The 12,210-nt window shown below is 68.5% G+C and carries 7 protein-coding genes; all 7 read left to right on the top strand.

Translation table 11 applies throughout. From position 1 onward, the window contains the following. Positions 1 to 67: 67 nt before the first annotated feature. On the top strand, positions 68 to 1,516 hold the full coding sequence (locus ABQJ56_RS06230) for a glycosyl hydrolase family 79 C-terminal domain-containing protein (protein ID WP_367844129.1): 1,449 nt from the start codon (positions 68 to 70) through the stop codon (positions 1,514 to 1,516). Positions 1,517 to 1,542: 26 nt separating this feature from the next. Further along, on the top strand, positions 1,543 to 3,294 hold the full coding sequence (locus ABQJ56_RS06225; RefSeq protein WP_367844128.1) for an alpha-L-fucosidase: 1,752 nt from the start codon (positions 1,543 to 1,545) through the stop codon (positions 3,292 to 3,294). 6 nt (positions 3,295 to 3,300) lie between these two features. Continuing rightward, positions 3,301 to 4,521, top strand: a complete 1,221-nt coding sequence (locus ABQJ56_RS06220) for a purple acid phosphatase family protein (RefSeq protein WP_367844127.1) — start codon at positions 3,301 to 3,303, stop codon at positions 4,519 to 4,521. A 16-nt stretch (positions 4,522 to 4,537) separates the two neighbouring features. After that, entirely contained in the window at positions 4,538 to 6,007 is a 1,470-nt protein-coding gene (locus ABQJ56_RS06215; protein WP_367844126.1) for a GH1 family beta-glucosidase, read from the top strand. Beyond that, positions 6,004 to 8,199 carry an alpha-N-acetylglucosaminidase gene (locus ABQJ56_RS06210; protein WP_367844125.1) on the top strand — a complete coding sequence of 732 codons (2,196 nt, stop codon included), beginning with the start codon at positions 6,004 to 6,006 and terminating at the stop codon, positions 8,197 to 8,199. The genes ABQJ56_RS06215 and ABQJ56_RS06210 overlap by 4 nt, the downstream gene beginning before the upstream one ends. Positions 8,200 to 8,511: 312 nt before the next feature. Further along, positions 8,512 to 10,317, top strand: a complete 1,806-nt coding sequence (locus ABQJ56_RS06205) for a right-handed parallel beta-helix repeat-containing protein (RefSeq protein WP_367844124.1) — start codon at positions 8,512 to 8,514, stop codon at positions 10,315 to 10,317. Between the two features lie 11 nt (positions 10,318 to 10,328). Then, entirely contained in the window at positions 10,329 to 12,197 is a 1,869-nt protein-coding gene (locus tag ABQJ56_RS06200; RefSeq protein ID WP_367844123.1) for a beta-galactosidase, read from the top strand. The last annotated feature ends 13 nt before the right edge of the window (positions 12,198 to 12,210 follow it).

Genomic DNA, 12,210 nt, shown 5'->3' with positions numbered 1-12,210 from the left:
AAGGCAGGTGTGGCGCGCGGTTGCGGCCGCTTTCAACCAAGGCACAGAGAGGGGTGCGCAGATCATGGTGAACAAGTCACGCCGCAACTTGCTCAAGGCGGCCGCCTTGCTGCCGCTGGCCGCCGTCTGCGATGGCCTGGCCTGGGGCGCGGACGCACCCGCGGGGCAAGCCAGCTACGCGCTGGACTTGGGCCGTCCCGGCCGGCGCGTCGACCCCAGCCTCGCCAGCCTCAGCTACGAAACGCTGGAACTCTCCGACCCCACCTTCTTCGCCGCGGACAACCGCGGCCTGGTGCGCCTGTTCCGCGAGATGAACCCGCACGGCGTGCTCCGCATCGGCGGCAACACCAGCGACGACACCGTATGGGGCGGCTACCGGGGCAGGATGCCCGCCTATGTCCCGCGCCGGCACGGCAGGCTGCTGCAGCCGCACGTGTTGCAGCCGGAAGGCCTGCAGGCGCTGGCCGGCTTCGTGCGCGCCACCGGCTGGAAGCTGGTGTTCGGCGTGAACCTGCGCATCGGCTCGCCGGAAATGGCGCTGGACCTGGCGCAGGCCGTGCAGCGCCTGGTGGGCGACCAGCTGCTGGCGATCCAGATCGGCAACGAGGCGAACAACTACGAGCACGATTACGCCGCCTTCGACGCGGCGTGGACGCCGTATGCCAAGGCGTTGCGCGCCGCCGGCCTGCCCATCGCCGGGCCGGACACCGGCGCGAACACCGACTGGGTGATCGAATACGCCAGGCGCCACGCCGGGGAGAACGTGTTCCTCAGCCGGCACTACTACCGCGAGGCGGCGGAGAACGGCTCGATCCCGGACCTGCTCGCCGGCGACCCGGGTTTCTTCCGCGAGGTCGAGCAGATCATGCAGGTGGCGGACCAGTACGCGTTGCCGTTCCGCATCTCGGAAGGCAACTCCTACTACAACGGCGGTCGCGACGGCACCAGCAACGTGTTCGCCTCCGCACTGTGGGGCGCGGATTTCATGCTGGCACTGGCGCAGCGCGGCGTGGCGGGCATGCATTTCCACGGTGGCACGCTGCATTCGGTGGAGAGCTCGCTGGGGCGCGTGGCGAAGGTGGCCACGGGCGGCGACATCGTGGCGCAGCGCGATGCGCAGGCTTCGCGCTATTCCGCCATCGCCGGCAACCGCGCGCTGGGTTATCAGCCGCGCCCGCTGTTCCACGGTATCGCGCTGGCGCAGCGCTTCGCCGGCGCGCGGATGCTGCCGGGCCGGCTCGATGCGGGTGGCGTCAATCTCGCCGCCCATGCGGCGAAGCAGGGCGATGCCGTACTCGTCGCGCTGATCAACAAGGATGCGCAGCACGATGTCACGGTCGCGCTGGGCGGTTTGCCGCACGGTGCGAAGGGCGAACTGCTGCGCCTGCGCGCGCCGTCGCTGGACAGCCGTCGCGACGTGAGCTTCGCGGCGGATGGCCATGTGTCCGCCGATGCCGGTGGCGCCTGCCGCATCACGGTGCCGAAGGGCAGCGCCGCGTGGCTGCGGCTGGCATGAGCGCGACCATGGGGAAGGGAGGGCGAATGAACATCGTCGTGCGAACCGCCCTGGTGCTGGCCTGCCTGCTTCCGGCGACCTTGCCGGCGGCGCCTGGAGCCGTCACCGATCAGCCGTTGCCCCTGGCGGGCCCGCGTCCGGACGCGGCCACCGTGCAGGCCTGGCAGGCACGCAAGTTCGGCCTGTTCATCCACTTCGGCCTGTATTCGATGCTGGGCGGCGTATGGCACGGCAAGCGCATCACGCAGGGCTACAGCGAGCAGATCCAGTCCTTCGCGCCGGTGCCGATCGGCCAGTACGAAGCATTGGCCACGCGCTTCGACCCGGAGAAGTTCGATCCGGATGCCATCGTGGCGCTGGCGAAAGCCGCGGGCATGAAGTTCATCGTGCTCACCGCCAAGCACCACGACGGTTTCGCGATGTTCCACACCGCGCAGGACAGGTACGACATCGTCGATGCCACGCCGTACGGGCGCGACGTGGTGAAGGAGCTGGCCGACGCCTGCGCGCGGGCGCACATGCCGTTCGGCGTGTATTACTCCACCATCGACTGGCACTGGATGCACGGCCAGTACCGGCCCGACAACGACAACCCGATCACGCCCGCGCAGGCCGACTTCAACGTGGCGCAGATCCGCGAGCTGATGAGCCATTACGGCACTATCAGCGAAGTGTGGTTCGACATGGGCAAGCCCACGCCGGCGCAGAGCGCGCGCTTCGCCCGCACTGTGCACGAGCTGCAGCCGCAGGCGATGGTGTCCGGCCGCGTGTGGAACCACCAGGGCGATTTCAGCGTGATGGGCGACAACAGCGAGCCGGGCGAGGGCATGGAAGAGCCCTGGCAATCGCCCGCGTCGATGTTCCCCGAAACCTGGGGCTACCGTTCCTGGCAGGTGCGCGACGACCTGCAGGGCAAGGTGCGCGAGAACATCGCGCGGCTGGTGCGTGTGGTGAGCGCCGGCGGCAACTACATCCTCAACATCGGCCCGGAAGGCGATGGCTCGGTGGTGCCTTACGAGGCAGGCGTGCTGCGTGGCATCGGCGCATGGCTCAAGCCGCGCGGCGAGGCGGTCTACGGCACGCATGCTTCGCCGTTCAAGAAGCTGGATTTCGGCTACGCCACGCTGGGTGCCCACACGCTGTACCTGTTCGTGGAGAAGCCGCCGGCGGACGGCGTGCTGCATCTTCCCGGCGTGGTCGATACCCGCTTCGGGCAGGCACATGTGCTGGGCGATGCGCAGGCGAGTGTCGGCAGCGTCACGGCCGGTGTGTCGGGCGCGAGCGTGAAGGTGGGCGGCCTGGGCAAGGCGGGCTACATGCCGGTGCTGGCGATTCCGCTCGACGGCACCCTCCACGTGCGGCCCGATGCCGTGGCGCCGGGCGCGGACGGCCGCGTGGATCTCGCGGCGGCGCAGGCCGAGCACTTCCTCAACTACAACGGCTACGGCTACGACGATCCGTCCACCCTCTACAAGCTGCGCTGGCATGCGCAGGCCGGTGCGGGCGATTACGTGCTGATCGTGCATTGCCGCGGCGCGCATGCGCCGGCGCCACTGGATGTCTGGGTGGATGGCCATCCCCATCGGCTGGCGTTGCCGGCAGGCGAGGGCACCGCCAGCGTGCGCGTGAGCCGCGACCCGCGCGCCTTCCCGTATGCAATGCAGGTCGAGCTGACGCCCGTCGCGCCATTCCACAAGGGTGACCGCCTGCCGGCCACCATCGAAGCCGTGGAGCTTGCGCCGCTGGTGCATCCGGCCGTGCCCTCGCACGGAGGATGAAGGCCGGTGTCCCGTGCATGTTCGCCCAGGCCATCCCGCCGGCCGCGTTTCGGCCAGGCCCTGGCCGGCCTGCTGCTGGCGTTGCCCGCACTGGCCGCCACCAAGCAGGCCCAGCCCTTCCACGATGACGATGCGGATGCGCCTTGCAAGGTGTGGAACAGCACCCCGGCAATCACCATGCCACCGCTGCTGCTCGATGTGTCCGGCACTTCGGTGGTGGTGGAGTGGATGACCGACAGCGACAGCGACGGCACCGTGCGCTATGGCGAACACGGGCTGGACCACGCGGCGGTGGCCGGACACGACGGCCTGCTCGACGTCGGCACTTTCCACCGTGTGGTGATCGGCGGCCTCGAACCGGGCCATACCTACCGGTACCAGGTGGCCGCGCGCCGCGTGGTGGCGGTCAAGCCCTACCGGCCCGAGCGGGGCAACACCGTGCAAGGTGCGACCCCGCGCTTCACCACGCTCGATCCGGCACATACGAGCGCGCGCTTCGCGGTGATCACCGACACGCACGAGAAGGTGCCGCGCATCCACACGCTGCTCGGCGAGATCGGCAAGACGCCCGAGGATTTCGTGGCGCACCTGGGCGACACGGTGAACTGGGCGGCGAGCGAACAGCAGTTCAAGGACGTCTTCCTTTCGCCCGCTGCGGAGGGTCTCGGCGGCAGCACACCGCTGCTGTACGTGCGCGGCAACCACGAATACCGCGGCCCGTTCGCGCGGCAGCTCGGCCTATACCTGCATGAGCAGGGCGGCCGCTACGACTACGTGCGCGACGACGGCCCGCTGCACCTGATCGTGGTGGACACGGGCGAGGACAAGCCCGACGACACCAACGTCTATGCCGGCCTCAACGACCTGCGCGATTACCGCCGCGAAGGCCTGGTCCGCTTTGGCGCGGCATTGTCCGACGCGCGCACGTGCAGCGCACCGTTCACCGTGGTGTTCCGCCACCAGCCGGACTGGGGCTGGACCGGCGGCGACAACGCGAAGTGGGCGCGACTGGCCAACCAGGCGCACGTGGATCTCTTCATCGCCGGCCACTTGCACTATTTCAAGCACATCAAGCCCGGCGAGCAGGGCAACGACTTCCCCATCCTCGTCGTCGGGCAGGACCAGGTGGCCTGGGTGGAAGCCACCGGCACCGAACTCAAGGTCCGGGTGACGGACAGCCAAGGCAAGCTGATCGACGCCTTCACGCTGGCGCGCAAGACCAAATAAACGCAGAGGCCCACGCATGAATCCCATCCTGACACGCCGGCAATTCACCAAGGCCATCGGCGGCCTCGCGGCGGCATGCGCCATGCCGCTGGCGGCGAAAACGCGCGCGGCAACAGTCGCAGCCACGGACGCGCAAGGCAACGCGGCGAAGCGTGCCTTCCCCAGGGGCTTCGTGTGGGGTACCGCCACCGCGGCCTATCAGGTGGAGGGGGCGACCGGAGCGGATGGGCGGGGCGAGTCGATCTGGGACGTGTATGCGCACACGCCGGGCAAAGTCGTCGATGGCAGCAACGCCGACGTGGCCGACGACGACTACCACCGCTATCCCGAGGACATCGCCCTGATGCACGCGCTTGGCGTGGGCGCGTATCGGTTCTCGGTGGCCTGGCCGCGCATCTTTCCCGATGGCGCGGGCCGCCCGGATGCCAAGGGCGTGGATTACTACAAGCGGCTGGTCGATGCGCTGCACGCGGCCGGCATCGAGCCGTATTGCACGCTCTATCACTGGGATCTGCCCGAGGCGCTGCAACGCAAGGGCGGCTGGCAGAACCGCGATACCGCCAAGGCCTTCGCCGATTACGCCGGCTACATGGCCGGTCAGCTCGATGGTCGCGTGAGCCATTTCATGACCATGAACGAGATCAGCACCTTCATCGGCAACGGCTACGGCAGCACTGCGATGGCGCCGGGGCTGGGGCTGAAAGGGCAGGCACTGCAGCAGGCGCGGCACCATGCCTTGCTGGGCCATGGCTTGGCCGTGCAGGCGATACGCACAGCCACCAACGCGAAGACCAGGGTGGGTTCGGCCGAAGGCATCGACGCACCCATGCCAGCCTTCGATGCCCCCGAGCACGTGGCCGCCGCGCGCAAGGCCGCGGTGGAGGAGAACGCCGGCTACCTCACCGCCATGCACACTGGCCGCTACACCGACCTGTACCTCGAGACATTGGGCGCGGCCGCGCCGAAGTTCACGGCCGAAGAAATGCGCATCATCGGCAGCAAGACCGATTTCCAGGGCCTCAACATCTACACGGGCAATTACTACATCGCCGCCGACAACGAGCGCGGCTACGAGGCGGTGCCGTTCCCTGCATCGTACCCGCGCATGCAAAGCAGCTGGATCCAGTTCGCGCCGGATGCCCTGTACTGGGGGCCGAAGCTGATGGCGGAAGCACTGGGCATCGGCGCCATCTACATCACCGAGAACGGTACCTCCAGCACGGCGGCGCCGGACGCCGAGGGGCGCGTGCTGGACATCGACCGCGTGATGTTCCTGCGGCAGTACCTCGGCGAGCTGCAACGCGGCATCGCGGACGGCGCGCCGGTACGCGGCTATTTCCTGTGGAGCCTGCTGGACAACTTCGAATGGAGCCGCGGCTATTCCGAGCGCTTCGGCATCACCTGGGTGGATTTCGCCACGCAGAAGCGCACGCCGAAACTCAGCTCGCGGTTCTACCGCGACGTGATTGCGAGGAACGCGATATGAAACGCCCCCTGCAACGACTGCTGGCATGCCTGCTGCTGGCATGTGCCGGAATGCCCGCGGCCTTTGCCGCCACGCCGGCGCAACCGGCCTTCGACACCGCGCCGGCACGCGCGGCCTTGCTGCGCCTGCTGCCGAAGCAACAGGCGCAGTTCGCCCTGGTCGCGCTGGATCGCGGGCAGGGCGCGGATCGCTTCCGCATCAGCGGCACGCGGGGGCACATCGTGGTGGCGGGCACCTCGCCGGCGGTCATCCTCACCGGCGTGGAAACGTATCTGGAGCAAGCGGCGCACGTGTCCATCGGTTGGCCTGGCGACAGCCTTTCCCGCTTGCCGGCCACGCTACCGGCGCCGTCGTCGCCCATCGAACATCGTGCTGCCGTGCCGGATCGCTACGCGCTGAACGATACCGACGACGGCTATTCCAACGCCTACCTGGCGTGGCCGGCGTGGGAGCACAAGATCGACCTGCTCGCCTTGCATGGCATCAACGAAGTACTCATGACGGTCGGCACCGAGGAGGTATACCGCCGCACCTTCCAGGATTTTGGCTACACCGACGCGGTGATGCGCGCGTGGATTCCCGCCACCGCGCACCAGCCGTGGTGGCTGCTGCAGAACATGTCCGGCTTCGACGCGCCGCTGTCGCCGCGGCAGTACGCGCGTCGCGTGGCGGTGGCGCGGAAGATCGTGGCACGCCTGCGCGAGCTGGGCATCACGCCGGTGTTCCCCGGCTGGTTTGGCACCGTGCCGCCGGGTTTCGCGGCGAAGCATCCTGGCGCGAACGTGGTGCCGCAGGGCATGTGGGCGGGCTTCACGCGGCCGGACTGGCTTGATCCGCGTGATCCGCTCTATGCCAAGGTCGCGGCGGATTTCTACCGTCGGCAGCGTGCGCTGTTCGGCGACAGCACGATGTACAAGATGGACCTGCTGCACGAAGGCGGCCGCGCCGGCAACGTGGCGGTGGCTGGCGCCGCGCGCGGCGTGATGGCCGCGTTGCAGGCCGCGCATCCGGGTGCGCGCTGGGTGCTGCTGGGCTGGCAGCACAACCCGTTGCCGGCGGTGCTCGATGCGGTGGACCGCCGGCAACTGCTGGTCGTCGACGGCCTGTCGGACCGCTACGACGGGCTGGACCGCGAGAAGGACTGGCACGGCACGCCGTATGCCTTCGGCAGCATCCCCAACTTCGGCGGCCACAGCACGCTGGGCGCGAATGCCGGCGTGTGGCTCAGGCGCTTCGCGGCGTGGCGCGACAAGCCGGGCAGCACGCTGCACGGCATCGCCTGGATGCCCGAGGGCAGCGGCATCGACCCGGCGGCGTTCGCCCTGTTCACCGCGCTGGCGTGGGAGCCGGTGCCGAAGGACGAAACCGCGTGGTTCAAGACCTATGCCGATTACCGCTACGGCGGCGCCGACGCGCATGCCGAAGCCGCGTGGCGCATCCTCGGCGAAACCGCCTACGCCATGCCGTCGGACGGCGACTCGGAGCCGCAGGACAGCCTGTTCGAGGCGCGGCCTTCGGAAGACGCATCCACGGCGGCGACCTGGTCGCCCAGGGCGATGCGCTACGACGCCGGGCATTTCGGCCGGGCCATCTGCGAACTGCTGCAGGTGGCGCCCGCGCTGCGCGCCACCAGCGCCTATCGCCACGACGTGGTGGACGTGGCGCGGCAGACGCTGGCCAACCGCGCCCGCGCATTGCTGCCACGGATCGAGGCAGCCTACGGTGCGAAGGACGCCGCGCGTCTGCATGCACTCGACAGCGAATGGCTGGACGACATGGCGCTGCTCGATCGCCTGCTCGCCAGCGATCCGGATTTCCTGCTCGGCAACTGGCTCGCGCCAGCGCAGGCGGCAGCGGCCGACGATGCCGAAGCGGCGCAGTTCGAATACGACCAGCGCACGCTCATCACTACCTGGGGCGGGCGCCAGGGCGCCGACGAAGGCGGCTTGCACGACTATGCCAACCGCGAGCTGGCCGGCCTGGTGAGCGGCCTGTACGCGCCGCGCTGGCGGCGCTTCTTCGCGTCGCTGGAACAGTCACTGGCGACGCGCAAGCCGCCGGCGAAGATCGACTGGTACGCGATGGAGCACGCGTGGACGGTCTCGCGCACAACCGAGCCGACCACACCGCAGGGTGATCCGTGGCAACTGGCCTCCGACGTGGCGCAACGACTCGGAGCCTGCAAGCCGTGATTCATGCCGCGATCCCGTCGCTGAAATGAGGAATGCCCGATGCATCCGGAGAAGCACATGCTGCCTGTGCGACCGCTGACGAGTGAATCCCTCTCCCTGCGGGAGAGGGTGGCGACCTGCAGGCGCAGGAGCGCCTGCGGAACGGCGAGGCCGGCCCCGAAAGGGGTGCGCGCCATGGAGGGCGCGAATCCAGCCGGGAGCGGGTCCGGCCGGAGCAGTGCACCACGGCAAATCCGGATTCTCACCCCCGACAGCTTCCACGGTGGGAGCTGGGCTTCGCATGGCCGGTTTGTGCTGACGGCATGGCTGTGCATGGTTCTGCTGCCCCTCGCATGCCGTGCGGAAACCTTGCACGTCGCGCCGGCCGGTTCGGCCAATGGTGCATGCGAGGCATCGTCGCCTTGCACGCTGCAGGCAGCGCAGGCGAAGGTTCGCGCGTTGCGCATCCAGGGCCATGACGACATCACCGTGCAATTGCAGGACGGCACCTATCGACTGCAGCAACCGCTGCAGTTCGACGCGGCGGACAGCGGCGCGAAAGGCCGCCCCGTGCGCTGGCAGGCGGCGCCAGGGGCGCACCCAGTACTGTCCGGTGCCCGACTTTTGCAGGGCACGCGCGAGGGCGCCTTGTGGCGTTTTGCATTGCCGGCGGGAGATGCTCCGTCGAGCGTCTATGTCGACGACCGGCGCCGCTGGCCGGCACGTACCGCAGCTTGCCCGCACTGTGTGGTGGATGCCAAGGGCCTGTCGAACGTGCCGCCGGCGATCCTGCACGCATTGCAGGTGAGCTCGCTGGCGGTGATGCACGAACGCTGGCGCGACTTCCGTTGCCGCGTGGTCGCACTGGGGAGGGGCCGCGTCGATCTGGCACAGCCGTGCTGGCACAACGTCACGCTGGACTCCGCGAAGAACGGCTGGTCGGTGGCCAGTCCCGTGGGCAAGTACTACGCCGGCGTGGACTGGTTCGAGAACCTTGCCGGCGACCCTTCCACGTCCGGCAGCTATACGGTGGACGCGGTGCAGCGCGTGCTTAGCTATCGGCCATCGCCCGAGGAAGCCACGCGCGCGCCGTCCATCGAGCTGCCCGTACTTGAACAGCTCCTTGTGTTGAAAGGCACCCTCAAGGCGCCAGTGCACGACCTGGTGTTCAGCGGCATCACCTTCGCCGGCACTGAATGGCGCAAGCCGAAGTCCGGCGATGGCTACGTGTCCCTGCAGGCCGGCTACCTGGTGGATGGCAACAGCCGCACCGCGCTGCCCGACAACGGCGAAGGCATGACGCGCACAGGCCGCGCTGTCGACGTGGAAGCGGGACGCGACATCGTGTTCGACCGCGACAGCTTCCGGCAGCTCGCGGCAGCGGGCATCGCCCTGGCGGGCGGCACACACGGTGCAGCGGTGACGAACTCGCGCTTCACCGACCTCGGCGGCGGTGCGGTGTTCGTCGGCGATACGGAAGGGCACCCCGCCGATCCGGCCGGCAAGACCTCCGACGTCGTGGTCGCCGACAACCGCATCGACCATGTCGCGCTGGCCTACCGCGACAATGTGGCGATCATGGCCGGCTTCGTGAACGGCCTGGAGATCGCGCACAACACCCTCAGCGACCTGCCGTACAGCGGCATCTCGGTGGGCTGGGGCTGGGACTACGAGGGCGACGCGCCGGTGGAGTCGGCCATCCACATTGTGGCGAACCGCATCGAGCGGGTGATGTTGCAGCTGGCCGACGGCGGCGCGATCTACACGCAGGCGCAGTCGACCCCCGACACTTCATGCGTGCTGCGCAACGCCATCGACATGCGCCACAGCGGCGAAGGCAATGGCATCTACCTCGACGAGCACAGCACGTACTTTGATGTTGAGCACAATGTGGTGCTGGGCTCGTGGGTGAGCGCCTGGGCATCGTGGAGCGGCCACCTGCGCATCGTCGGCAACTGGACCGATACCGCGGGCAAGCCGCACAACCCCGGCCCCACCAAGCTGTGGTCGCCCAACTTCACCGGCCTGAAGACCTTGCCTGCGGCGGCGCTGGCCATACAACGCGCGGCCGGCGCGCGGATCGGTCATCCCCGGCCAGGCTTGCCCATCCGCGTGCCGCCGGCTTGTCCGAAGCAGTAGGAGAAACGCCGATGCAACGCAGGCACTTCCTGAAACTCGGCGCGCTGGGCGTGGCCGGCACGCTGGCCGCGGATTTCCGCCTGCGTGCCGATGCGCTTCCCGCGCACGACGAACACGCGCCGCGGCCGAACGACGGCAAGCCGCACCGCTTCAGCTTCGGCAAGCGGCAGTTCCTGCTCGACGGAAAACCATTCCAGATCATGAGCGGCGAGATGCACCCGGTCCGCATCCCGCCCGTGTACTGGCGGCAACGCATCCGCATGGCGAAGGCGATGGGCCTCAACACCGTCAGCCTGTACCTGATGTGGAACGCCTATGAGTCCGAGCCCGGGGTGTTCGACATGACCGGCGGCGCGCGCGACTTCGTGCGCTTCATCCACCTGTGCGCGGAGGAGGGCATGTGGGTGTACCTGCGCCCAGGTCCCTTCGTCGCCGCCGAATGGGATTTCGGCGGCCTGCCGCCGTACCTGCTGCGCGATCCCACCATCGTCGTGCGTACCAGGGACGATACGCGCTACATGGCCGCGGTGCGCCGCTACTTCGACCACGTCGCGCCGCGCATCGCGCCGCTGCTGGTGGCGAACGGCGGGCCGATCCTGATGCTGCAGATCGAGAACGAATACGCCTCGTACGGCCACGACCTCGGCTACCTCGAAGCGTTGCGCCAGCTGTGGCTGGAGCGTGGTATCGAGGGCCCGTTCTCGATTTCCGACGGGCTCAGCCAGATCCAGTCCACGCACACTTACCTGCCGGGTGTGGCGCTGGGCCTGGACGGCGACACCGATTTCGACGCGGCGCAGGCGATCGCCGGCGACCACCCGGTGTGGATGGGCGAGGGCTACCCGGGCTGGCTGTCCGACTGGGGCGATCCTGGTTTCCAGCAGGATACTTTCGAGCCGACGCTGAAGCAGCTGCTGGCCACCGGTCGCTCGTTCAACCTCTACGTGGTGCATGGCGGCACCAACTTCGGTCTCACCTCCAGCGGCGGCTCGCGCATGGACGGCAGCGATTTCTCGTCGGTGACGACGAGCTACGACTACGCCGCGCCGATCAACGAGCACGGCGCGCCCACGCCGGCATATCACCGTTTCCGCGCATTGCTCGCACAACACCAGCAACGCAGCCCGCCCGAAGTGCCGGCGACGCCGCCCATCGCGGGCTTCGATCCGGTGCTGGCGCAGCCGGTGGCCTCGCTGTGGGATCTGCTGCCATCGCCGCGGAAGGTGCACGAGCCGCGCTCCAACGAGGAACTGTTCGGCCAGAACCAGGGCATGGTGCTCTATCGCAAGCGCGTGCGTGGCAAGCGGCTGCAGCTCGATGGCGTGCATGACTACGCCACGGTGTTCGCGGGCGGCAACTACGTGGACTACGTCTCGCGCATCGTCAAACCCGGCTTGCATACAACGGGTAAGTTCGCGCTGGACGGGCAGGAGCGACTGCTCGACGTGCTGATCGACAGCTTCGGCCACATCGGCTTTGCGCAGCAGCGCGGCGACCGCAAGGGGCTGCTGGGCAACGCGCTGCTGGATGGGCAGACGCTGCTGGACTGGGACGTGTACAGCCTGCCGGTGGACGACGCGCTGCTGCAGCGCCTGCGCAATGCGCCTGCGCCGTCCGCTCCCGATCGACCTGGCCTGTTCTTCCGTGCCGAAGTAACGCGCGAAACCGATGCCGATGCCTACATGGACATGAGCGCGTGGCACAAGGGATACCTGTGGGTCAACGGCCACCTGCTCGGGCGCTACTGGAACCTGGGCCCGCAGCAGCGGTTGTATTGCCCCGCGCCTTGGTGGCGAAAGGGCGCCAACGAGATCCTGGTGCTGGATTTCCATCGCACGCGCGCCGCGCCGATTCGTGGCGACATCAACCTGCACGATTGAAGCGTGGGCACCG

The organism is Rhodanobacter geophilus (genome assembly GCF_040812275.1).
GTDB classification, from domain to species: domain Bacteria; phylum Pseudomonadota; class Gammaproteobacteria; order Xanthomonadales; family Rhodanobacteraceae; genus Rhodanobacter_A; species Rhodanobacter_A geophilus.
This window is presented reverse-complemented; position numbering and strand designations above follow the sequence as displayed.

Bases quoted from the DNA above. Each gene is read 5' to 3' on its own strand.
- ABQJ56_RS06225 (WP_367844128.1), top strand. From the start codon at position 1,543: ATGAACATCGTCGTGCGAACCGCCCTGGTGCTGGCCTGCCTGCTTCCG.
- ABQJ56_RS06215 (WP_367844126.1), top strand. From the start codon at position 4,538: ATGAATCCCATCCTGACACGCCGGCAATTCACCAAGGCCATCGGCGGC.
- ABQJ56_RS06210 (WP_367844125.1), top strand. From the start codon at position 6,004: ATGAAACGCCCCCTGCAACGACTGCTGGCATGCCTGCTGCTGGCATGT.
- ABQJ56_RS06205 (WP_367844124.1), top strand. From the start codon at position 8,512: ATGGTTCTGCTGCCCCTCGCATGCCGTGCGGAAACCTTGCACGTCGCG.
- ABQJ56_RS06200 (WP_367844123.1), top strand. From the start codon at position 10,329: ATGCAACGCAGGCACTTCCTGAAACTCGGCGCGCTGGGCGTGGCCGGC.